The following is a 20,188-nucleotide window of genomic DNA, read 5'->3' as shown; positions in this document are numbered from 1 at the left end:
GCGGCGTGTTTGTGGCCGGCGTCGCCGAGGCGCCAAAAACCGGTTCCCACTTCTTCGCGCGATGCTTTAGGGGCCGTGCATGGCCCTGCCCCCCGGACTTCCCGTGCGCCGTGCCGCGCTGCGCCTGCTCGATGCCGTGTGCCGCCGCGGCGAGACGCTCGAACAGGCGCAAGCGGCGGCGCTGGCCGACATCCGCAAGGCCCCCGACCGCGCGCTCGCCAAGGCGATTGCGAGCGAGACCTTGCGCTGGCTGACCGACCTCGATGCCCTGATCGACAGCGCCACCAGGCAGCGCCTGCCCGGCGATGCCAAGGCGCGCATGGTGCTGCGGCTGATGCTGGCGCAGGCCTTGCGGCTCGACACCCCGCCCCACGCGGTGATTGCCACCGGCCTTGCGCTGCTGGCGGGCGGGCCGCGGCGGCTGGCGCACGGGGTGTTCTCGGCGCTGGTGCAGCAGGGCGCGGCCCTGCCCGCAGCGCCGACCCTGCCCGAGCAGGTCACCGCGCGCTGGGGCGCGGACAAGGCTGCCGCGATCGCACCGGGACTTGCCTTGCCGCCCGAGCTTGACCTCGCCCTGAAACACCCCGCCCAGACCGCCGCCCGCGCCGTGGCGATGGGTGGGATCAGCCTTGCGCCCGGCCACGTCCGCTTGCCGCGCGGTGCCGCGGTGGAGAAGCTCGACGGCTTCAAGACAGGCGATTGGTGGGTGCAGGACTTGGCCGCATCGCTTCCCGCCCGGCTGCTGGGGGCGGGCGAGGGACGTTCCGCGCTCGATCTGTGCGCGGCGCCAGGCGGCAAGACGATGCAGCTGGCAGCGGCGGGATGGAAGGTGACCGCGCTCGACCTGTCCAAGCGCCGGCTAGCCCTGCTCAAGGACAATCTCAGGCGCACCGGGCTTGCGGCCTCGCCGGTGCGCGCCGATGCGCTCGCATGGCAGCCGAGGCACCGCTTCGACGCGATCCTGATCGATGCGCCCTGCACCGCCACCGGCACCTGTCGCCGCCACCCCGATGTGCTCCACCGCATCGGCAAGGCCCAGATCGCCGAGATGGCGCAATTGCAACGCGCCCTTGCGGCGAGGGCAGCGGATTGGCTCAATCCCGGCGGGGTGCTGGTTTACGCCGTATGCTCGCTCGAATCCGAAGAGGGCGAGGAGCAAGCGGCGTGGATCGACGCCGAACTGGGCCTCATTCCATCGCCGATCTCAGCGGAGGAACTTCCCGCCGGCCTCGCGCCGACCGCAGAGGGCTGGCTGCGCACCCATCCCGGGATGCTGGCCGAGCACGGCGGGCTCGACGGGTTCTTCGTGGCGCGGTGGAGCAAAGGGTAGATTCCGGTCCGTCGGCCCGGCCTGCGGGCCGGGCGGAGCGGGGCGGGGCGTCAGTCCTTCACATATTTCTGGAAGCTCTTGCGCAGCTTCATCAGCTTGGGCGGAATCACCGCCAGGCAGTAGGGATTGCGCTGGCCTTCGCCGATCCAGTAATCCTGATGGTAGTCCTCGGCCGGATACCACTGCGCTGTCTGGACGCCGCCCGACAGGCCTTCGATGGTGGTCACGGCTTGCCGGCCGTGCGCGGCATTCCAGCGCCGGATCGCGGCCTCGGCCTCGGCGCGCTGTTGCTCGGACAGCGGGAAGATCGCCGAGCGATACTGCGTGCCGATGTCGTTGCCCTGCCGGTTGAGTTGCGTCGGATCATGCGTGCCGAGGAAGACGTCGTAGATTTCGGCGAGGCTGATCATGTCCGGATCGAAGGTCACGCGGATCGCTTCGGCATGGCCGGTATGGCCGGTGCACACTTCCTTGTAGGTCGGGTTCGGCGTGGTGCCGCCGATATAGCCGCTTTCCACGCCTGTCACGCCCACCACGTCGCGGAACACCGCTTCGGTGCACCAGAAGCATCCCCCCGCCATGATCGCCGTGTCCATGTTGCTCATCGAATTCTCCATCGGTTTCTGGCACAAATAGGCTAGCCGTGTGCGCCTTGCCACGGGAACCGTGCCAAAATTTCCATCTCCCGGGAGAACTGACCCATGAAAAAGCTGATCCTTGCCCTCACCGCCGCGAGCGGCCTTTCCCTTGCCGCGCCGCTGATGGCCCAGCACCAAGGCCACGCCATGGCCGGCGGTGAGGTCGATGAGGCGCACATCAAGGACACCGCGCATTTCCTCAAGATGCACGGCGAGCAGCTTTCGGCGGCGATCAATCACCCCACCCGCGCCCAGGACAAGGCGCGCGATGCCTACCGTCATCCGGCCGAAACGCTCGCCTTCTTCCATGTCGGCCCGGAGATGAAGGTCGGCGAATATGCCCCGGGCGGCGAATGGTATTCGCGCCTGCTGGGCCATTATCTGGGCGGCGAGGGGCAGTTGGTTGGCCTGTTCTTCAATCCGCTGCTGGTTTCCAGCGATCCGGCACGTCAGCAGGGCGTGCGCGATGCCGCGGCCAAGTTTCCGCAGGATGTCGCCTCCTTCACGGGGCTGCCCGTCGAACGCTTCGCCGCGATGACGATGGACGCTGTCCCGGCCGAGCAGAAGGGCACATTTGATCGCATTCTGGTGATTCGCATGATGCACAACCTGATGCGCTGGAACATGGCCGACAGCGAAATCAAGGCGATGCGCGAGCTGCTCAAGGATGACGGGCTGCTCGGCATCGTCCAGCACCGCGCCAAGCCGGACGCGCCGTGGTCCTATGCCAACGGCACCAAGGGCTATCTGCGCGAGCAGGACGTGATCGATTTCATGCGGGTCAACGGCTTCGAACTCGTTGCCAAGAGCGAGGTCAACGCCAATCCCAAGGACAGCGCCGATCACAAGGAGGGGGTGTGGGAAATGCCCCCGGTGCTCGCCACCAAGCGCGAAGACCTCAAGGGCCTGGGCGAAAGCGACCGCATGACGCTGCTCTTCAAGAAGGCGAAGTAATCGCCCCTTTGTCGGCCGCGATTTCCAGGCCTTTCGGTGTTCCACCGAACTCGAAATCGCTATAAGGGGCGGCGGCATGACCGCAATCACCGTCGCCGCCCTGCAGCTGGCCCTCGGCTCGGATGACGAAGCCGCAAATATCGCCGCCGTGTCGGCGCTGGTGGAGGAGGCTGCGGCCAAGGGTGCGCAGCTGATCCTTCCGCCCGAGCTGTTCTCCGGACCCTATTTCTGCCGCGAAGAGGACGAAACGCTGTTCGCCCTCGCCCGCCCGACGCCCGAGCACCCCAGCGTCACCGCCATGCAGGCGCTGGCCGCGAAGCTGAAAGTGACGATCCCCACCAGCTTTTTCGAGCGTGACGGGCACCACTATTACAACACCCTTGCGATGATCGGCCCCGATGGCGGCATCATGGGCACCTATCGCAAGAGCCATATACCCGATGGGCCGGGCTATGAGGAAAAATACTATTTCCGCCCCGGCAACACCGGCTTCAAGGTGTGGGATGTGCCGGGCGAGGACGGTGCCGTGGTAAGGGTCGGCGTCGGCATCTGCTGGGATCAGTGGTATCCCGAATGCGCGCGCGCGATGGCGCTGATGGGGGCCGAAGTGCTGATGTATCCCACCGCGATCGGCTCCGAGCCATATGACCCCGATCTCGACACCAGCCGCATGTGGCGGCGCGCGATGATCGGACATAGCGTGTCGAATTGCATGCCAGTGCTCGCCGCCAACCGGATCGGCACCGAAGGCGGACAGCGCTTCTACGGCCACTCCTTCATCGCAGACGAGTGGGGCGATGTCCTTGCCGAATATGGCGCGGGCGAATCCGGCGTGCTGACCGCGCGGCTCGATCTTGCCCGCGCCGCCACCCACCGCGCCGGGATGGGCTTCTTCCGCGATCGCCGCCCGCAGCTCTATGGGCGGATTGCGCAAGACATCTGAGGTGCGCAACCTCTATCTCGTCGCGCTGGGGAGCAACCGGCGGCACCACCGGTTTGGAGCGCCCGCGGGCGTGGTGCGCGCGGCGATGGAGGAGCTGGCCGCATTGGGCACCGTTCTTGCCCGCTCGCCGGTGCTCGTCACGCCGGCGATGGGCGCGGCGCAGCGCCGCTTCGCCAACGCCGCGCTGGTGCTGGAAAGCGAGCTTGCCCCGCCGGCGCTGCTGGCCGCGCTCAAGCGCAGCGAGCGCGCGTTCGGACGGCGGCGCGGGCGGCGCTGGGGTGATCGGGTGCTCGATTGCGACATCATCTTGTGGAGCGGCGGGCGCTGGGCGAGTGCAGGCCTCACGATCCCCCACCCCGACTACCGCCACCGCACTTTCGTGCTCACGCCAGCCTGCACGATTGCCCCGGACTGGCGCGATCCGGCCAGCGGATTGCGTCTCGCTCAGGCCCATGCCCGCTTGACCCGCCGCCGCCCCCTGCCTAGGTGAGCGCGCCTGCCGCCACCGCGCGGCACAGATGTGGGCCCGTAGCTCAGTAGGTAGAGCAGCTGACTTTTAATCAGCGGGTCACAGGTTCGAATCCTGTCGGGCTCACCATTTTCGCAATGGCTTGATTTGATAATCCCGGCGCGGCTGCGTCGCCGGGTCTCGATGGGGTGCCCGTCGCCATCCAATTATGAATGGCGTCCATGGTCGTTAGGGCTTTTCGGTTTGGGTGCCTTGGAGTGGTGGATTAGCCGCTCGTACTTTGGTTCATGACGCGGCACATCACGGATCGGCAGATGCAGCCAGTCCATGTGCCGCGCCGCCACCTGCGTGCCGAGGCCCTCCACGCCCAGAGCACGCATCTCGTGCTCCTCGATCAGGGTAAGGACGGCTGCCGCACCGAAGGCTTGCACTGCATCGAGATCAATGCCGAGATCGCGGTCCCTGCCGCCTGTCATGGCCCCGGGTTGCTTCTTACCGGGGCAGAAGGTGATACCGATCTTGCCGAAGCCCTGCTGGGGCTGAATAGCGGCGATCTGCAGGGGGTGGGTGCGGCTGGTTCTCATGTGCTTTCCTCCATCGCAAAAACCGCTCTCGGCGGGCCTTTTGTGGTAAGGACGACTATCATTGGAGATGGGCCGGGTGCGGGGTGCTCGGGATTTTCCAGGCTCGCAGGAGATCAAGCGATTTGAAGCGCAAGGCAGTCGGATTTTACTGGACCCTCCCAGTGCCATGGGCAGGCTTTGCCAAGCTGCCGGAAGATATCGAGCGCGCCGCTCAGGCCAGCCGCACCATCCGGTGCCAAAGGGCCTTGATCCATCGCTACGCTGCGGAGAACGGCTTGGAGATCGTCCATGAGGCCGCCTTCCTCGAGGTCGAGCCTGACCGCGGGAGCGAGTTCATAGAAGGTGCGCTGGAGAAGGCGGCCGCCAAGTACCGGCAATATCGAGCGATGCTGCTTTTCGTCGATTTCTCGGGCGTGCTGCTTGTCGTTCTTGAATGCGGTGGTTGAAACGTCGGCTCGACCCCGCGCTGGTCTGAGCCGTCAGATTTCCTCCGGCGATAAGCAGGGTCCGGTGCCGATGAGGAGACGGACGAGTGAAGCGGAACAGGTGAACGCGCGGCTGACCCGAGCAAGAAAATGCTGGCGCTCCGTGCCATGCGGCAAGCGGTGGCTCATCGCCGGGAGGTTTTCGGGGTGAGCCAGCCTCGGGCCTGCGCGGTGCTGGGCGCGGCCTGGACCATGGTGCGTCATGTCACTCGTCGGCCTGACGATGTCAGGGCGCGCGAGCGCAAACCAGCCGCAGCTCGCTGGAGACCACCCCGCCGGGCTCGCAGGTGATCACCCGCCACGAGGCTGGCGCGCCGTGCCGCAATCGGGTGGAAAGCGTGCCCGCGCCGATCATCCGCAGCGCCCTCCCGTCCCGCACGCGGATTTCGTCGAAGGGGACATGGACATGGCCCGACATCACCGCGTGCGCACCCGCCGCCGCGATCGCGGCAAAGGCTGCATCCCCGCCGATGGTGGGATTCGCACGGTCATCCTCCTTGGCGAGCAGCGGATGGTGCGCGGTAACGATGATGGTGCGCGGATCGCCCTTCAACGCCTCCAGCCGCGCCAGCGTGTCGGCAAGGGCGGCGGAACGGATCACCCCGTCCGACCACGGAAAGCGGGTCTGCGCACGCACCGTCGTGCGCAACGGCACCAGCACCACGTCATCCGAGGCAAAACGCCGCTGCACCGCCGCGCGCAGCCGGTTGTAGCGCCGGAAGGGATCGGTGAAACGCTCCCACGGGTTGTAATAGGGCATGTCGTGATTGCCCGGCTCCAGCACCACCGGCACGCCGAGCGAGGCGAACCATTCCTGCGCGCGGGCATATTCGGCATGTTTGGCGCGCTGGGTCAGATCACCGGTGCAAACCACCGCATCGGGCCGCTCGTCCGCCACGGCGCGGGCCACGGCATCGAGCGCGGCGCGATCTTCCGCCCCGAAATGCACGTCGCTGATATGGAACAGGCGGGTGGTCATGCGCTGCGCCTCAGATCCTGCGCCCAACGATCAGCCATGCGGCGAGCGCGTTGAAGGCGGTGTAGGCGAGATAGGCCCAGGCAAAACTCGGCCACCCTCTCACCGACAGCAGCAGCGCGAAGAACAGCACCACGAATTCGGTCAGCAGCGCGGCGCGATCGCCGAGCCGCCGACTCGCTTGCGGCAAGCGCGCAAGCATCGGGTGACCGCTTTTGAACACCGCCCGGTTGAGCGCGAAGTTGCCGACGCCCAGCACAAAAATCACGATCGTCGACCATCCCATCCTCGTCAGTATGGCGCTGCGCCGGTCGATTGGAAACCGCCATTTGTCGCCCGCTTCGCGCTGTCCGTCCGGGGCCTGATCCGCCGGTCGAAGGGTAGAGCGGGGTTGATCGACCTTAGGCTGAAGCGCCGCCCGAATCGGCCTATTCCATGGTTCGGCAGCCAGCCTGGCAACCCCGGATCGGCACCCCGCCCGATCACAGGCCGCCTGCCGATGGAGGATGACCATGAAGACCCTTGCCCTTGCAGGCGCCGCGCTCGGCCTCGTCTGCGCCGCCGCCCCTGCCTTTGCCCAGCCAGTCGAGCAGATGTCGCTGCGCGTCCCGATCAGCGACATCAATCTCGCCACCGCGGCGGGCCAGAAGGCACTCGACAACCGCATCGAGCGCGCCGCACGCACCGTATGCCGCGCCGACAGCCCGGTCACCGGCTCACGCGTGCTGACCCAGGAACGCCGTGACTGCCTTGCCAAGGCCCGTGCCGATGCCCGCCAGCAGGTCGCGGTGATCACCGGAGACCGGCAGCGCGGCGGCTGAACCGCGCAATGTCCCAGGCGCACCAACTCCGCGGTGCAGCCGTTATGGCCCGAACCCTTTCAGTCCCTGGGGTTCGGGCCTTTTTTTGTAGCCGCCTTCGGTGGCGCAGGCCTCCCGCCCCCCCCCCCAACCGTCCGGCCATCGCCTTGACGCGGGCAAGATAGGTGCGGCCAATGCGCAGGGCCTTGCCGTTCTGCAGTTCCACCGACCACACCCCGAGCCCGTCGTGCCGCAGGCCGCGGATATTGTCGCGCCGCAGGATGGTGGAGCGATGGATTCGGATGAATTCCTCGGGATCGAGCCGCGCCTCCAGCCCGGCGATGGTCTGGAGCAGGAGATAGGAGCGCGGGCTATCCTCGCTGCCGACATGCAGGCGCACGTAATCGCGCTCGGCGTCGATCTGGTGCACCTCGCTCACCGCGATCCGCAGCAGTTCGGAGCGGTGCGGCACCCATAGCTCGTCGAGATAGCGGCTGGTTTTCTGGCGACGCTGGCCGCGGCGGGCGAGCGCGCGCTCGATCGCCCGTTCGAGCCGGTCGGCGGCGACAGGCTTGAGCACGTAATCGACCGCCTCGCAGTCGAAGGCCTCGACCGCGAAATGATCATGCGCGGTGACGAAAATCACCACCGGTGCCTGTTCCTGCTCGGCCAGCTTGCGGGCCACGCCGAGGCCGTCCAGCTCGGGCATGGTCATGTCGAGCAGCACCAGATCGGGTTCGAGCTTTTCGGCCAGGCGCAGGGCGGCGGCGCCGTCGCTCGCGGTGCCGACCACGCGCACGCTGGGGATCTCAGCGCAGATCACCTGCACGCGTTCGACCGCGAGCGGTTCATCATCGACAATCAGGGTTCTAAGCGCGGTGGTTTCGGTCCGGGTGTCAGTCATGGCGGGTCGTGTTTCGCGTGAGGGGAATGCGGATCTCGGTGCGGTAGCCGCCCGGCACGGGGGCCGAGGTGAAGCCGATATCGGGGCCGAAGCGCGCCTCGAGCCGGTCGCGGACATTGGCCAGGCCGATGCCGAAGCCGTGGTTGGCCCCCTGCGGCACGCCCGGGCCGTCATCACTGACAGTGATCACCAGCCGATCGAACTCCTCGCGCGCGGCCAGCCTGATGGTGACCGGACGGGCAACCGCGGAAATGGCGTATTTGACCGAATTCTCGACCAGCGGCTGGAGGATCATCCCTGGCACCCGCGCATCCTCGAGATCGCGGGGCAGATCGAAGACGCACACCAGCCGCTTGGGAAAGCGCACCGCCTCGATGTCGAGATAGAGCCTCTGGAGATCGAACTCGTCGCGCAGGGCAACGTCAGCGGTCGGCTCGTTGGCGAGGCTGTGGCGATAGAAGCGGCTGATCGTCTGGATCATCTTCTCGGCCCGCTCGACCTTGCCGGTCATCACCAGCGCCGAGAGCGAATTGAGCGTGTTGAACAGGAAATGCGGGTTCACCTGATAGCGCAGGGAGCGCAGCTCGGCCGCCTTGGCGGCGGAACGGAACTGCTCCTCGCGGCGCTGCGCCGCGCGGGCCTGCACGCCCGCGAGCAGGGCGAAATAGGTCGATGCCCAGGCCAGCAAGAGAAAGTAGCGCCCCAGCGCCACGTCGAGCAGCTTGCGCCAGAAGTCGGCATGGGTTTCCGCCGGCGCGATCACGATGCTCTGCGAACCCGCCGTCTTGTCACCGGCCCGCGCGGGCTCGCCGGCCGGACCGACCGGGCGCGCCGGCACATCGATCAGCAGGTTGCCGCTTTCATCGCGGCGCAGGTTCAGGTTGTACTTGCGGGCATAGGCCTGCTCCTGCGCCACCCCCATGTCCTTGAACACGATGTAATTGATCTGCCCGATCGCCAGCGCGATCGGCATGGCCAGCATGATCGCGGCGAAGATCTTGATCCACAGCGGGCGGCTGTCGACCAGGCGCAACAGCAGCCACAGCACCATCGTGAAGGCGATCCCGACCGCTGTCACCACCAGGCGCCGCCAGCCAAGCTCGAACTGCAACTCGAAGTCCATCACCAGGCTGCGCACCGTGGTGAGGATGAAATAGGTCGCCCACAGCACCACCATCGAGAACAGCACCGTGCGGAAGGGCACGGTCACGCCCGCCGGGGCGGGGGCGGGATCGGGGATATGCGGCGCGGTCATTATGCCGGCAAGCGATACCGCGCCGGCGGAGCGATGGCTACCGGCGCGGGCGCTTGTCGTCGGCCAGACTCGCGCCTTGGTCGAATGATGGACGGCTGTCCAGCGGCGATCGGGCCACCTGCCGCCGGCATCGGCAGCATCAATCCCGGGGCTTGATCATGTCGGTGGGCACCACCCATGCCGCGAACTGCTCTTCGGTCAGCAGGCCAAGCTCGAGCGCGGCCGCCTTGAGCGTGGTGCCTTCGGCGTGGGCCTTCTTGGCGATCTTGGCGGCGTTGTCATATCCGATGTGCGGGTTGAGCGCGGTCACCAGCATCAGGCTTTCGTTGAGCAATTGGGTGATGCGGGCCTGGTTCGCCTCGATCCCCACCACGCAATTGTCGGTGAAGGCATGGGCCGCATCGCCCATGAGCTTGATCGACTGCAGCACGTTATAAACGATCACCGGCTTGAACACATTGAGCTCGAGATGGCCATGCGATCCGGCCACGGTGACGGTGGTGTTGTTGCCCATCACCTGCGCGCAGACCATCGTCATCGCCTCGCATTGGGTGGGGTTGACCTTGCCCGGCATGATCGAGGACCCCGGCTCATTGGCCGGCAGGCTCAACTCGCCGAGGCCCGAGCGGGGGCCGGATCCGAGCAGGCGGATATCATTGGCAATCTTCATCAGGCTGACGGCGAGCACGTTCAATGCGCCCGAAATCTCGACCATCGCGTCATGCGCGGCAAGCGCCTCGAACTTGTTGGGCGCGGTGACGAAGGCATGGCCGGTCTCGGCCGCGACTTCGGCGGCGAAGGCGACATCGAAGCCGACCTTGGCGTTGATCCCGGTGCCGACGGCGGTGCCGCCCTGTGCCAGCTCGAGCACGCGCGGCAGCGTCGCCTCGACGCGGGCGATGCCGTTTTCGATTTGCTTGGCATAGCCCGAGAATTCCTGCCCCAGCGTCATCGGGGTGGCATCTTGCAGGTGGGTGCGGCCGATCTTGACGATCCCGGCGAACTCCTGCGCCTTGGCAGCGAGCGCGCCATGGAGCTTCCTGAGCGCAGGGATCAGATGGGTGATCGCCTCGTGCGCGACGGCGATATGCATCGCGGTGGGGAAGGTATCGTTGGAGGACTGCCCCATGTTGCAATGGTCATTGGGGTGGACGGGGCTCTTGCCGCCCCTCTTGCCGGTGAGAATCTCGTTCGCCCGGCTGGCGATCACCTCGTTGGCGTTCATGTTCGACTGGGTGCCCGAACCGGTCTGCCACACCACCAGCGGGAACTGGTCGGCCAGCGTGCCGTCGATCACCTCGCGCGCGGCCTGCACGATCGCCTCGCCGAGCTTGGGATCGAGCACGCCGAGCTTCATGTTGGCCTTGGCCGCCGCCAGCTTCTGGATGCCCAGCGCACGCACCAGCGCGGGCGGCATGCGTTCGCCGCCGATCGGGAAATTGACAATCGAACGCTGCGTCTGCGCACCCCAGTGGACATGCGCCGGAACCGCCACTTCCCCGAGCGAATCGGTTTCGATCCGCACATCCTGCCCGTTGCCCATCATGTCACTCATCGAACCCATCCCTGCGTAAGTCGATTAGAATCCCGCTTGCTCTTGCGCTTCCCTAAGCACCGCTGGCGAGCGAGGTCAAAGCCCGAATGATGCAGCCGCGACCGCGGACGCGAAACGTCGCAAAGACCTTGGAAGGCGCGGCGGGCGCGTCTAAGGAGGGGTTGACGGGCTGTATTGCTCAACTAATACAGCTTGCGGAGCAGAGATGACCGAACTTACCATGACCCGTGAATCCAGGATCGACTTCGGCACGGCCCGCCGGGCGATGATCGACAGCCAGTTGCGCACCAGCGGTGTCAACGAGGACTATGTGCTGGCGCGGATGCTGGCCGTCCCGCGCGAGGACTTCCTCCCTGCGGACAAGGCCGCCCTGGCCTATATCGACCGTGCGGTTGCGCTTGGCGATGCCAAGGGTTCCGGCGGCCACCTCGCCGCGCCGCTGTTCTATGGCAAGCTGCTGCTTGAAGCCCAGCCGGCCCGCGATGACCGCGTGCTGGTGGTCGAGGGCGGCACCGGCTACCTTGCCGAGCTGCTGCGCCCGCTGGTCGCCAGCCTGACGAGCATCCCCGCTGCCGAAGCCGCGACGGCGAGCGGCGCGGAAGAATACACCCTGATCGTGATCGATGGCGCGATCGAGACCCTGCCGGACAATCTCGCTGCCCGGCTGGTCGAAGGCGGACGGATCGTTTCGGGTCTGGTGCTGCGCCAGGTTACGCGGCTTGCGCGCGGCCGCAAGGTCGCCGGCAAGGTGGCGCTTCATCCGGTCGAGGAGCTGGGCATTCCGGTGCTCCACGCATTCGATGCGCCCAAGCGCTGGACCTTCGCGTGAACCGCAGGCCTGCCCCCTCATGGCTGGCCGGTTCGGCGAGCCTGCTGGCCTTCGCGCTGGCAGCCCCCGCCGGGGCCGATAACCTGCGCGAGGCGCTGGTCGAGGCATACAAAACCAACCCCACGCTCGAAGCCGCGCGCGCCAGCCAGCGCGCCACCGACGAAGGCGTGGCGATCCAGCGCGCTTCGGGCCTGCCCGCGGTGAACATCAACGCCACCCACATCGAATTTATCCGGCAGTCCGCCAACTCCTTCACCGCGCCCGAGCGCAATCTCGGCGTTCAGGCACAGCTCTTGGTTCCGGTCTATTCCGGCGGTGCGGTGCGCAACGGCGTGCGGGCCGCGAAGAACCGGGTCGAAGCCGGCCAGGCCGATCTGCGCAACACCGAAAGCACGATCTTCAGCCAGGTCGTCGCGGCCTATATGGACGTGCTGCGCACCGAAGCGCTGGCGGCGCTGGCAGCCAACAATGTCGCGGTGCTCAAGACCAATCTCGAAGCCACCAGCGACCGCTTCCAGATCGGCGATCTGACCATCACCGACGTCGCCCAGTCGCGCGCACGCCTGGCGGTGGCGGAGGGCGATCTGGAGGCCGCGCAGGCCAACCTGATTGCCGCGCGCGAAACCTATATCCGGCTGGTCGGCAAGGCCCCGGGCGAGCTCGAGGCGCCGCCGCCGCTGCCCGGACTGCCCGAAACCGTCGGCGAGGCGATCGTCGCCGCGCTAGAGAACAACCCCAACCTCATCGCCGCCAAGGAACGCGCCGCGGCCGCCGGCTTCGATACCAAGGTCGCCGGGGCGGGCCGCCTGCCGACGGTGGGCGTGTTCGTGAACGGGCAATACAGCGATTTCTTCGGCACGCTCGGCGGCCCGGTCGCAGCGCAGTTCGCGCAGAGCGAAAAGACCGCCAATGCCGGGGTGCAGGTCACCATCCCGCTGTTCCAGGGCGGGGGGCCGGCGGCGCGCCAGCGACAGGCGGGCGCGCGCGAAAGCGCCGCGCTGGAGGACGTGATCGCCGCCGAACGCCAGATCATCGCCGAAACCCGCTCGACCTGGTCGAACTGGCAGGCCGCCAAGGCGGTGATCAAGAGCGCCCAGGCCGCGGTCGAAGCGGCCGAGCTCAGCCTTGAAGGGGTGCGGGCGGAAAACTCGATCGGCAACCGCCAGATCCTCGACGTGCTCAATGCCGAACAGGAATTGCTGCAAGCGCGCGTCCAGTTGGTGACGGCACGGCGCAACGCCTATGTCGCCGGGTTCAATCTGCTGGCGCTGATGGGCCGCGCCGAAGCGCGCGATCTCAACCTCGACACGGGCGGCCCGCTCTACGATCCCGCGGTCAATTACGAGCGCGTCCATGACCGGATCTTCGACTGGGATCGCGACCCGGCCCCGCAGGCGAGATCAACCCGCACCGTTGACATTCCCGCCCCCGACGCAAGAATCGGCCCGCAACTGCTGCCGGACGAGAAGTAAATCCCGATTCGGGACAGCTTGCGGGCGCAACGAGGGCTGAACATGGGGCATGAAGGCGAAGCGTCGGTCGAGGAAATCCTCGAATCGATCAAGAAGGTGATCGCGCGCGACAACCGCGCCGTGGCGCTCGAAGCGCGGCGGCGGCGCGAATTGGGCAACGCGCGCAATGCCGCTGCGGGCTTGCCGCCCGCTGCCGCAGCGCCGCTCCAGCATCGGGTGGGCGAGGAGGAGGAAGTGCTCGATCTCGCCGACATGGAGTTCACGCCCGAAAGCGAAGCCCCGGCGGTGCCGCTCGCCAGTGCCTGCGCCACCCCGGACGAGGCGCCGCTGATCGCCGATGGGATACGCAGCGCGGTGCAGGAAAACCTCGCCGCGCTGGCGATGCTGGCCGAACCCGGCGCGAAGCCGCAGATCGTGCGCTCGGGCGAAACCTCGTTGGAAGGTCTCACCCGCGAACTGCTGCGGCCGATGCTGGCGGATTGGCTCCAGGCCAACCTGCCCGCGATGGTCGAAAAGCTGGTGCAGGCGGAAATCGCCCGGATCGTTGGCAAGAAGCCTTAAGGCATCGGCCCCGAACATCTGGCGCAGCCGCGCGCAGCAGGCTAATCCTGCGCCCCATGCGAAACCTGATTGCTCTGGGTGCGCTTGCCGCAGCCCTTTCCGCCGCTCCCCTTGCCGCCAAGCCCGGCGATCCCGTTCCGGGCGTGACGATGCCGCCGATGAGCGCGCAGGATCTCGTCACGATGCCGCGGCTCGGCGCGCCGGCGGTGAACCCGGAAGGCACGCTGGCCGTCTATGGCGTCACCACCACCGATCCGGAAACGCTGGCGCGGCAGACGACCCATTACCTGCTCGATCTGATGCGGCCCGGTGCGCAGCCGGTGGCGCTGCGCTTGGGGATCGAGGCCTCCGCGCCCGCTTTCGGCCCGGATGGTGCGCTTTATGTGCTGAGCAGCGGAAACCCGCAGGGCGAAGGGGTCGCGCCGCGCGGTCGGGTGTGGCGGATCGCGCTCGGCAAGGACGGCAAGGCCGGCCCGCCCGCGCTGGTGGCGGGCTTTCCCGATGTCGACATCGCCGGCTTCAAGCTCTCCCCCGATGGCAAGCGGATCGCGCTCTGGGCCACGGTGCCGCGCGATTGCCCGACGTTCGGCTGCGCAAGCCAGCCGGCGGCGCACCTGCCCGGCCCCGGCACCGGCCGGCTCTATGACGGCGCGGGCGGGTTCTACCGCCACTGGGACCGCTGGGCGACGCCGGGACGGCCCAACCGCGTGTTCGTCTTTGCCCTGGAAAACGGACAGGCGCAGGGCGAAGGGGTGCCGCTCGACGGCACCAACCCGGCCACCGGCCTGGTGGCCGACACGCCGACCATGCCCTTCGGCGGCGGCGAGGATATCGCCTTCGCGCCCGATGGCGAAGCGGTCTATTTCGTCGCGCGGCTGGCCGACGGGGCAGAACCGGGCTCGACCAATCTCGATATCTACCGCTCGGACCTGACCGGCTCGGCACCCGTCCTGCTGACCGCGCACAACGCCGCCACCGATACTGCGCCCGCGCCCTCGCCGGACGGCAGATATCTCGCCTGGCTGGCGATGGACCGGCCGACCTACGAGGCCGATCGGCTGTCGGTCCGCCTGCTCGATCTCACGACCGGCGCGGTGCGCAACCTGACCGCGGATACCGATCTGAGCTTCAGCAGCCTTATCTGGAGCGCCGACGGCAAGAGCCTGTTCGCCACCGCCCAGGCGGTGCTCGACACCCCGGCCTTCCGGATCGACCCGGTCAGCGGCGCGGTCGAACGGCTCGATCTGATGGCCGGCAACGAGGCGCATATCGCCAATCTCGTCAGCTTGCCGGGCGGGCGGCTGCTGTTCACCCGCGATTCGCTTGGCCATCCCGCCGAGCTGTTCCTGTCGGAGGGCGGCGCGCAGGCGCGCCCGCTTACCGATGTCGCCACCACCCGCATGGGCAGGCTCGCGAACATCGTCACCCGCCGCTTCAGTTTCACCGGTGCCAATGGCGACAGGGTATGGGGCCAGATCACCCGCCTTGCCGACCAGACCGGGCCGATCCCGGCAATCCTCTACATCCACGGCGGGCCGCAGGGGAGCTTCAACGACAGCTGGTCCTATCGCTGGAACCCGCGCGTCACCGCCAGCCAGGGCTATGCGGTGATCTCGGTCGATTTCCACGGCAGCACCGGATACGGGCAGGCCTTCACCGATGCGATCAACCGGAACTGGGGCGGCTGGCCGCTCGAAGACCTGAAGAAGGGCCTCGAGGCGGCGCTCGCGCTCGACCCGCAGATCGATCGCAAGCGCGCCTGCGCGATGGGGGCAAGCTATGGCGGCTACATGGTCAACTGGATCGCCGGCAACTGGCCCGACCGCTTCGACTGCCTCGTGCAGCACGACGGCATCTTCGACACCCGCAGCTTCTACTATGCCACCGAAGAATTGTGGTTTCCGCGCTGGGACTTCGGCGGCAGCTACAGCGAGGCGCGCGAGACCTACGAGAAGTGGAACCCGGCCAACCACGTCGACAAGTGGAAGACCCCGATGCTGGTGGTGACCGGCGAACGCGATTACCGCGTGCCCTATACGCAGGGCCTGCAAAGCTTCACCGCGCTCAAGGAACGCGGCATCCCCTCGCAATTGCTGGTATTTCCCGACGAAAACCACTGGGTGCTGGGCGCGAAGAACGCGCTGCAATGGCATAACACCGTGTTCGCATGGCTCGATCGCTGGCTCAAGCAGGACAAGCCGCAATGAGCCAGGACGATCTGCTCTGTGCGCAGCGCAACCTTGCCCGCCATTATGGCAATCCCGCGCAGGGGACCGCGATCACCCGGCATATCATGCTGTGCGCGCTTTCGGAGAAGCAGAAGTGCTGCTCGCGCGCGGCTGGCGAGGAAAGCTGGGCCTTCCTCAAGTCACGGTTGAAGGAACTGGGCCTCGTCGGCCCGCGCCGGAGCGACGAGAGCAACCGCGGGGCGGGCGGGGGCGTGCAGCGCAGCAAGGCCGATTGCCTGCAGATCTGCGCCGCGGGGCCGGTCGCGGTCGTGTGGCCCGACGGGGTGTGGTATCGCTCGTGCAGTCCGGCAGTGCTGGAACGGATCATCCAGGAACACCTGATCGGCGGGGTGCCGGTCGAGGACTTCCGGCTCACGCCGCCCGCCTAGTCCTCGGGCGAACGCCACAATTCGTCGGGCAAAGGCATGTGGTTGTCGACCGATTCGTCATGGCCGGTGCCATTGCTGAGGAAGACCAACCCCATCAGCCCCCCGCCGAGCAGCATGGTGAGGCTGATGCCGAGCGCCACGGCAATGTAGAAATGCACCGATATCATGCCCTTATGGGCAAACAGCAGGCCCATGGCGATCGCCACGGTCACCACCGTCACCAGCAAAAGCAGCTTCATGATCTGGCGATAGCGCGCCCAAGCGTGGGCCGCGTTGCGGGGATCATCGAGCGGGGACTTGTGCGCCATGCCCCCGCCATGGCCCAGGCCAGGGCGCTTGGCAACGCGCAAAAGCCGCAAGCGAGGGTTCGCCGCGTGCAAGCGGCGGATTCGCCTTTTGCCGCATTTCATGGCACCTTCTTTCAGCAGGAGAGAGGGAGTCGGCCATGACCATCGCCAGAATCATCGCCAACCGCGGCAAATCCGACATCATCGCCTGTGACGTGGCCACCTCGGTTTCGCAAGCGGTCACGATCCTGGCCACCAAGCGCATCGGCGCGCTGCCTGTGCTGCGCGACGGGCACGTGGTCGGGATCGTGTCCGAGCGCGACGTGATCTACAACCTTGCGGAAAAGGGCGCCGCGTGCCTTGATCTGCCCGTCGAGCAGATCATGACGGCGCCCGCGGTGACGGTCGGCCCCGCGACCACGATCGATGATGCTCTGGGCATGATGACCCGCCGCCGTTTCCGCCATTTTCCGGTGGTGGAGAACGGGGCGCTGGTCTCCTTCATCTCGATCGGCGATCTCGTCAAATACAAGATCGACGAGGTGCAGCACGAGGCGGAGGCGCTGCGCAACTACATCCAGGCCGGATAGGGCCTTGAGCCGCGCGCCGCGGCACCCTAGATTGCGCGCATGACCGCCGTCCCGCTGATCCTCACCCCATCCGCCGCCAAGCGCGTGGCCTTGATCGCGGCCAAGCAGTCGCGCCCCGCGATCCTGCGCCTCGCAGTGGAAGGCGGGGGCTGTTCGGGCTTCCAGTACAAGTTTGACCTTGCCGATGCGCCCGAGCCGGATGACTGCGTCTCGGAAACCGACGGCGTGAAGCTGGTGGTCGATCCGATCAGCCTCGATCTGATCGCGGGCAGCACGGTCGATTTCGTCGAATCGCTGGGCGGCGCGGCCTTCAAGGTCGAAAACCCGCAGGCGGCCGCAGGCTGCGGCTGCGGGGCGAGTTTCGGGATTTAGATTAGACCTGCGCGCTGCTTTGGGGCACAAGCGCGCGCATGAAAATCGCCACCTTCAACATCAACGGCATCAAGGCGCGGCTGCCGCGCCTCAGCGAATGGCTCGCCGAAACCCGCCCCGCGGTCGCCTGCCTGCAGGAGATCAAGACCCAGGACGAAGGCTTCCCGGCGGGTGATCTGGAGGCGCTTGGTTATGCCGCGCTCTGGCACGGGCAGAAGAGCTTCAACGGGGTGGCAATCCTTGTCGACCGGCAGGCGGGATACACCCTCACCGAGGTGCAGCGCGGGCTCGGCATCCCCGGCCCGAACGAGGGCGACGAGGAACAGGCGCGCTACCTTGAAGCGGATGTCGGCGGCATCCGCATCGCCTGCCTCTACCTCCCCAACGGCAACCCCCATCCGGGGCCGAAATTCACCTACAAGCTGGCGTGGATGGCGAAGCTGCGCGCGCGCATGGCGCAGATCTGGGCGGAGGAAGTGCCGGCGGTGGTGCTTGGCGATTTCAATGTCATCCCGCATGACGACGATGTCTGGTCCGTCACGGCGATGGCCGATGATGCGCTGATGCAGCCCGAAAGCCGCGCGGCCTATGCCCGGCTGCTGGCAGACGGCTGGACCGATGCGGTCCGCACCCACAACCCGCGCGGGGGCGTGTGGACCTATTGGGACTATCAGGCCGGCGCCTGGCAGCGCGATCACGGCTTCCGGATTGACCACATCCTGCTCTCGCCCGAATGCGCCGACCGGCTCGAGGCCTGCGGCATCGACAAGGCCTATCGCGGCCGCGAAAAGGCCAGCGACCACGCGCCTGTCTGGGTGCGGCTCCGCTAGACCGTCGTCGCGTTCTGTTCACCCGCCCGCAGCCGCTCGCCCAAGGGGAAAAGGCGGCGAGGATGAGCGATCAGCGATAGAAAATATGCGTGTCGATCTGCGCTAGGCGGGCCTTGGTGCGGCTCCAGCCGGGGCGGACATATTTGGCGTGGAAGAACACCGCGTCGCCCACTTCGGATTCCCACAGGCCCTGATGCGCGATCCGGGCGATCGCCACGGCCCTGGTCCAGGCGGACGAGGCGGTGGGGATCGCGGGCATCCGGCGGCCACGCATGAAGGAAAATTGTCCGGGCTGGGCCACCACGCCGCAATAGGAACGCGGGAAACGGCCATCCTCGGTGCGGTTGATGATCACCTGCGCCACCGCGAGCTGGCCGGCAAGCGCTTCGCCGCGCGCCTCGAAATAGACCGCGCCGGCAAGGCAGCGCAGCTCGTCGCTCACCGGCGCATCAGTATCGACCATGCTCACCAATTCGGCGAGCGTGTCGGCTTCGGTCAGCTCCGGCGCGGCCTCCGCTGCGGGCAGAGGCTGGACCACCGGCTCGGAGATCGGAGCGGGGGTGGGGGGAACCAGCTCCACGGCCGGGCGGCCTGCGGTGAGCTGATTTTCGGCCACTTCGGCCAGGGCCGCGGCGCCATCGACGCCGGGGATCGTCAGGCTGGCCATGGTCATCACGGCAAGCGCGACAAAAGTCAAAGTCTTGCGACTCATGCACTCTACAATAAGGGCGGTGAGCGCGCTCCGACGCAGGTGGAACCCTGTGCGCTTCGAACGGCACTGTCGGGGTTCGAGAGGAGACCTGCCGGCCGCTCCCCGTCTGCGTGCCGATCGAACGGCCGGATTGCCGCTGCGTCAGCCTGCGCCAGGAAGTCGGCGCGCCCTTAGCCGCGCGCCCGGCAGGGTCAAGTTCATCCGTCGATTTGCGCGATGAAGCGTTCAGGATCCGCGATATCCACCTCGATCAGCCAGATATCCGGGTCCTGGCGGCGACGGCGTGCCAGATAGTCTGAAAATTCCTGCGGGTTTTCAGGATCTTCGCTTTTCGTCGCAACAAAAGAACGCGATCCGGCGAGCGTAGGCATCCTTTCGTAAAGCCGGCCATTGCGGCCGCGACAGGTGGTTACCAGCAGGATCGTGCCGGCATCGCGCTCGCCCTTGGCCAGCACCGTTGCAAAGCCGCCTTGCGCCTCGGCGAGGCGCAGGATCGCACTGGCTTCGAGATGGGCGGGCAGGCGTTCGCCCATCGCGCGCGCTCAGGCCGGAACCGTGTAGCCCGGCAGGCTGGAAAGCGGGATGCGCGAGCGCATGAAGGTGCCAGTGCCGCGCCCGATCTCATCACCTTCCGCGTCCACCAGCCGCGCTTCGGCAACGAAGACGCGCCGCCGTCCGCTGACCCAGCGCCCCTCGGCCGTGACGATGCCCTCGCGCACCGGCTTGGTGAAATGCAGGTTGAAGCTGGTGGTGAGCAGGAAGCGATCGGTCGCCAGGGTATTGGCGGCGTAGAAGGCGGCATCGTCGAGCATCTTGAAATAGATGGTTCCGTGCGCCGCACCGGCCGCGTGGTAATCCTGCCGGGTGACGGTGAAGGTGAGCCGCGAAAGACCCTCCCCCGGGATGTGCAGCGTGCTGGCGAACTTGGCATTGACCGGCGCGGAGGCATAGAGCCGCTCGAGCGCGCGGTAGTGCCCTTCCGCCCCGGTGGCGCACGCTGCGTGATCGGATTCGCTCATTCTGGC

24 protein-coding genes, 1 tRNA gene and 1 pseudogene are annotated in these 20,188 nt (G+C 67.0%); 15 read left to right on the top strand and 11 right to left on the bottom strand.

Annotation, left to right across the window (positions count from 1 at the left end; all coding sequences use genetic code 11):
- The first annotated feature begins 79 nt into the window (after positions 1-79).
- Positions 80-1,330, top strand: a complete 1,251-nt coding sequence (locus BZF61_RS06420; RefSeq protein ID WP_086617850.1) for an RsmB/NOP family class I SAM-dependent RNA methyltransferase — start codon at positions 80-82, stop codon at positions 1,328-1,330.
- Between the two features lie 50 nt (positions 1,331-1,380).
- On the opposite strand, the gene msrA is transcribed toward BZF61_RS06420, so the two are convergent.
- Entirely contained in the window at positions 1,381-1,926 is a 546-nt protein-coding gene (gene msrA, locus BZF61_RS06415; protein WP_086618009.1) for a peptide-methionine (S)-S-oxide reductase MsrA, read from the bottom strand.
- A 105-nt stretch (positions 1,927-2,031) separates the two neighbouring features.
- On the opposite strand from msrA, the gene BZF61_RS06410 reads away from it, so the two are divergent.
- The 4 genes from BZF61_RS06410 to BZF61_RS06395 all read left to right on the top strand — a co-directional run bounded on the left by BZF61_RS06410 (position 2,032) and on the right by BZF61_RS06395 (position 4,463).
- Positions 2,032-2,922, top strand: coding sequence for a class I SAM-dependent methyltransferase (locus tag BZF61_RS06410; RefSeq protein WP_086617848.1), 891 nt, complete (start codon positions 2,032-2,034; stop codon positions 2,920-2,922).
- A 76-nt stretch (positions 2,923-2,998) separates the two neighbouring features.
- The gene (gene aguB, locus BZF61_RS06405; RefSeq protein WP_086617847.1) at positions 2,999-3,865 is read left to right on the top strand and encodes an N-carbamoylputrescine amidase; all 867 of its coding nucleotides are present in this window, start codon (positions 2,999-3,001) and stop codon (positions 3,863-3,865) included.
- A 1-nt stretch (position 3,866) separates the two neighbouring features.
- A complete protein-coding gene (gene folK / locus BZF61_RS06400) occupies positions 3,867-4,355 on the top strand; it encodes a 2-amino-4-hydroxy-6-hydroxymethyldihydropteridine diphosphokinase (RefSeq protein ID WP_245804528.1) in 489 nt (162 codons plus the stop codon).
- A gap of 32 nt (positions 4,356-4,387) precedes the next feature.
- Positions 4,388-4,463 (top strand) — tRNA-Lys (locus tag BZF61_RS06395).
- Between the two features lie 77 nt (positions 4,464-4,540).
- On the opposite strand, the gene BZF61_RS06390 is transcribed toward BZF61_RS06395, so the two are convergent.
- Positions 4,541-4,918 carry a protein-tyrosine phosphatase family protein gene (locus tag BZF61_RS06390; protein WP_086617844.1) on the bottom strand — a complete coding sequence of 126 codons (378 nt, stop codon included), beginning with the start codon at positions 4,916-4,918 and terminating at the stop codon, positions 4,541-4,543.
- Positions 4,919-5,001: 83 nt separating this feature from the next.
- On the opposite strand from BZF61_RS06390, the gene BZF61_RS06385 reads away from it, so the two are divergent.
- Positions 5,002-5,364: a hypothetical protein gene (locus BZF61_RS06385; RefSeq protein WP_143736945.1), complete on the top strand. Its 363-nt coding sequence runs from the start codon at positions 5,002-5,004 to the stop codon at positions 5,362-5,364.
- 265 nt (positions 5,365-5,629) lie between these two features.
- Here the strand turns inward: BZF61_RS06385 and BZF61_RS06380 are convergent, their stop codons facing one another.
- A complete protein-coding gene (locus BZF61_RS06380; protein ID WP_086617841.1) occupies positions 5,630-6,382 on the bottom strand; it encodes a metallophosphoesterase family protein in 753 nt (250 codons plus the stop codon).
- Between the two features lie 10 nt (positions 6,383-6,392).
- Positions 6,393-6,665 carry a hypothetical protein gene (locus BZF61_RS06375; RefSeq protein WP_086617839.1) on the bottom strand — a complete coding sequence of 91 codons (273 nt, stop codon included), beginning with the start codon at positions 6,663-6,665 and terminating at the stop codon, positions 6,393-6,395.
- A 226-nt stretch (positions 6,666-6,891) separates the two neighbouring features.
- Here BZF61_RS06375 and BZF61_RS06370 point away from each other — a divergent pair, with 226 nt between their 5' ends.
- Positions 6,892-7,200: a UrcA family protein gene (locus BZF61_RS06370; protein ID WP_086618007.1), complete on the top strand. Its 309-nt coding sequence runs from the start codon at positions 6,892-6,894 to the stop codon at positions 7,198-7,200.
- Positions 7,201-7,330: 130 nt separating this feature from the next.
- Here the strand turns inward: BZF61_RS06370 and BZF61_RS06365 are convergent.
- The 3 genes and pseudogenes from BZF61_RS06365 to fumC form a co-directional block, all read right to left on the bottom strand.
- Positions 7,331-8,083 (bottom strand): annotated as a pseudogene (locus tag BZF61_RS06365) (LytR/AlgR family response regulator transcription factor); the annotation flags it as partial.
- Positions 8,076-9,338, bottom strand: coding sequence for a sensor histidine kinase (locus BZF61_RS06360; protein ID WP_086617837.1), 1,263 nt, complete (start codon positions 9,336-9,338; stop codon positions 8,076-8,078). The pseudogene BZF61_RS06365 and the gene BZF61_RS06360, both read right to left, overlap by 8 nt.
- Positions 9,339-9,477: 139 nt before the next feature.
- Complete coding sequence (fumC, locus tag BZF61_RS06355; protein ID WP_086618006.1) at positions 9,478-10,884, bottom strand: class II fumarate hydratase; 1,407 nt, start codon at positions 10,882-10,884, stop codon at positions 9,478-9,480.
- Positions 10,885-11,113: 229 nt separating this feature from the next.
- Between fumC and BZF61_RS06350 the strand changes: the two genes are divergently transcribed.
- Genes BZF61_RS06350 through BZF61_RS06330 form a run of 5 tightly spaced genes read left to right on the top strand, consistent with a single transcriptional unit; the run spans position 11,114 to position 16,372 of the window.
- A complete protein-coding gene (locus tag BZF61_RS06350; RefSeq protein ID WP_245804527.1) occupies positions 11,114-11,722 on the top strand; it encodes a protein-L-isoaspartate O-methyltransferase family protein in 609 nt (202 codons plus the stop codon).
- Entirely contained in the window at positions 11,719-13,194 is a 1,476-nt protein-coding gene (locus BZF61_RS06345; protein ID WP_086617835.1) for a TolC family outer membrane protein, read from the top strand. Before BZF61_RS06350 ends, BZF61_RS06345 begins: the two co-directional genes overlap by 4 nt.
- 42 nt (positions 13,195-13,236) lie before the next feature.
- Positions 13,237-13,755 carry a DUF2497 domain-containing protein gene (locus tag BZF61_RS06340; protein WP_086617834.1) on the top strand — a complete coding sequence of 173 codons (519 nt, stop codon included), beginning with the start codon at positions 13,237-13,239 and terminating at the stop codon, positions 13,753-13,755.
- Positions 13,756-13,811: 56 nt separating this feature from the next.
- Entirely contained in the window at positions 13,812-15,962 is a 2,151-nt protein-coding gene (locus BZF61_RS06335) for a S9 family peptidase (protein WP_086617832.1), read from the top strand.
- Positions 15,959-16,372 carry a (2Fe-2S) ferredoxin domain-containing protein gene (locus BZF61_RS06330; RefSeq protein WP_086617831.1) on the top strand — a complete coding sequence of 138 codons (414 nt, stop codon included), beginning with the start codon at positions 15,959-15,961 and terminating at the stop codon, positions 16,370-16,372. Before BZF61_RS06335 ends, BZF61_RS06330 begins: the two co-directional genes overlap by 4 nt.
- Here the strand turns inward: BZF61_RS06330 and BZF61_RS06325 are convergent.
- Positions 16,369-16,680, bottom strand: a complete 312-nt coding sequence (locus BZF61_RS06325) for a hypothetical protein (RefSeq protein ID WP_086617829.1) — start codon at positions 16,678-16,680, stop codon at positions 16,369-16,371. The genes BZF61_RS06330 and BZF61_RS06325 overlap by 4 nt on opposite strands.
- A 137-nt stretch (positions 16,681-16,817) precedes the next feature.
- Here BZF61_RS06325 and BZF61_RS06320 point away from each other — a divergent pair, with 137 nt between their 5' ends.
- The 3 genes from BZF61_RS06320 to xth are packed head-to-tail and all read left to right on the top strand — an operon-like array spanning position 16,818 to position 18,451.
- Entirely contained in the window at positions 16,818-17,249 is a 432-nt protein-coding gene (locus BZF61_RS06320; RefSeq protein WP_086617828.1) for a CBS domain-containing protein, read from the top strand.
- 39 nt (positions 17,250-17,288) lie between these two features.
- Positions 17,289-17,621, top strand: a complete 333-nt coding sequence (locus BZF61_RS06315) for a HesB/IscA family protein (RefSeq protein ID WP_086617826.1) — start codon at positions 17,289-17,291, stop codon at positions 17,619-17,621.
- A 38-nt stretch (positions 17,622-17,659) separates the two neighbouring features.
- Positions 17,660-18,451, top strand: coding sequence for an exodeoxyribonuclease III (gene xth / locus BZF61_RS06310; protein WP_086617825.1), 792 nt, complete (start codon positions 17,660-17,662; stop codon positions 18,449-18,451).
- 70 nt (positions 18,452-18,521) lie between these two features.
- Here xth and BZF61_RS06305 read toward each other — a convergent pair whose 3' ends face one another.
- The 3 genes from BZF61_RS06305 to BZF61_RS06295 all read right to left on the bottom strand — a co-directional run bounded on the left by BZF61_RS06305 (position 18,522) and on the right by BZF61_RS06295 (position 20,182).
- Positions 18,522-19,163: a cell wall hydrolase gene (locus BZF61_RS06305; RefSeq protein ID WP_086617823.1), complete on the bottom strand. Its 642-nt coding sequence runs from the start codon at positions 19,161-19,163 to the stop codon at positions 18,522-18,524.
- A 197-nt stretch (positions 19,164-19,360) separates the two neighbouring features.
- The gene (locus tag BZF61_RS06300; RefSeq protein WP_086617821.1) at positions 19,361-19,696 is read right to left on the bottom strand and encodes a DUF1491 family protein; all 336 of its coding nucleotides are present in this window, start codon (positions 19,694-19,696) and stop codon (positions 19,361-19,363) included.
- 9 nt (positions 19,697-19,705) lie between these two features.
- A complete protein-coding gene (locus tag BZF61_RS06295; protein ID WP_086617820.1) occupies positions 19,706-20,182 on the bottom strand; it encodes a PaaI family thioesterase in 477 nt (158 codons plus the stop codon).
- Between the last annotated feature and the right edge of the window lie 6 nt (positions 20,183-20,188).

The organism is Erythrobacter tepidarius (assembly GCF_002155695.1).
In the GTDB taxonomy this organism is placed as follows: Bacteria; Pseudomonadota; Alphaproteobacteria; order Sphingomonadales; family Sphingomonadaceae; genus Erythrobacter; species Erythrobacter tepidarius.
This window is presented reverse-complemented; position numbering and strand designations above follow the sequence as displayed.

Bases quoted from the DNA above. Each gene is read 5' to 3' on its own strand.
- BZF61_RS06420 (WP_086617850.1), top strand. From the start codon at position 80: ATGGCCCTGCCCCCCGGACTTCCCGTGCGCCGTGCCGCGCTGCGCCTG.
- msrA (WP_086618009.1), bottom strand. From the start codon at position 1,926: ATGGACACGGCGATCATGGCGGGGGGATGCTTCTGGTGCACCGAAGCG.
- BZF61_RS06410 (WP_086617848.1), top strand. From the start codon at position 2,032: ATGAAAAAGCTGATCCTTGCCCTCACCGCCGCGAGCGGCCTTTCCCTT.
- aguB (WP_086617847.1), top strand. From the start codon at position 2,999: ATGACCGCAATCACCGTCGCCGCCCTGCAGCTGGCCCTCGGCTCGGAT.
- BZF61_RS06390 (WP_086617844.1), bottom strand. From the start codon at position 4,918: ATGAGAACCAGCCGCACCCACCCCCTGCAGATCGCCGCTATTCAGCCC.
- BZF61_RS06380 (WP_086617841.1), bottom strand. From the start codon at position 6,382: ATGACCACCCGCCTGTTCCATATCAGCGACGTGCATTTCGGGGCGGAA.
- BZF61_RS06375 (WP_086617839.1), bottom strand. From the start codon at position 6,665: ATGGGATGGTCGACGATCGTGATTTTTGTGCTGGGCGTCGGCAACTTC.
- BZF61_RS06370 (WP_086618007.1), top strand. From the start codon at position 6,892: ATGAAGACCCTTGCCCTTGCAGGCGCCGCGCTCGGCCTCGTCTGCGCC.
- BZF61_RS06360 (WP_086617837.1), bottom strand. From the start codon at position 9,338: ATGACCGCGCCGCATATCCCCGATCCCGCCCCCGCCCCGGCGGGCGTG.
- fumC (WP_086618006.1), bottom strand. From the start codon at position 10,884: ATGATGGGCAACGGGCAGGATGTGCGGATCGAAACCGATTCGCTCGGG.
- BZF61_RS06350 (WP_245804527.1), top strand. From the start codon at position 11,114: ATGACCCGTGAATCCAGGATCGACTTCGGCACGGCCCGCCGGGCGATG.
- BZF61_RS06340 (WP_086617834.1), top strand. From the start codon at position 13,237: ATGGGGCATGAAGGCGAAGCGTCGGTCGAGGAAATCCTCGAATCGATC.
- BZF61_RS06335 (WP_086617832.1), top strand. From the start codon at position 13,812: ATGCGAAACCTGATTGCTCTGGGTGCGCTTGCCGCAGCCCTTTCCGCC.
- BZF61_RS06330 (WP_086617831.1), top strand. From the start codon at position 15,959: ATGAGCCAGGACGATCTGCTCTGTGCGCAGCGCAACCTTGCCCGCCAT.
- BZF61_RS06325 (WP_086617829.1), bottom strand. From the start codon at position 16,680: ATGGCGCACAAGTCCCCGCTCGATGATCCCCGCAACGCGGCCCACGCT.
- BZF61_RS06320 (WP_086617828.1), top strand. From the start codon at position 16,818: ATGACCATCGCCAGAATCATCGCCAACCGCGGCAAATCCGACATCATC.
- BZF61_RS06315 (WP_086617826.1), top strand. From the start codon at position 17,289: ATGACCGCCGTCCCGCTGATCCTCACCCCATCCGCCGCCAAGCGCGTG.
- xth (WP_086617825.1), top strand. From the start codon at position 17,660: ATGAAAATCGCCACCTTCAACATCAACGGCATCAAGGCGCGGCTGCCG.
- BZF61_RS06305 (WP_086617823.1), bottom strand. From the start codon at position 19,163: ATGAGTCGCAAGACTTTGACTTTTGTCGCGCTTGCCGTGATGACCATG.
- BZF61_RS06300 (WP_086617821.1), bottom strand. From the start codon at position 19,696: ATGGGCGAACGCCTGCCCGCCCATCTCGAAGCCAGTGCGATCCTGCGC.
- BZF61_RS06295 (WP_086617820.1), bottom strand. From the start codon at position 20,182: ATGAGCGAATCCGATCACGCAGCGTGCGCCACCGGGGCGGAAGGGCAC.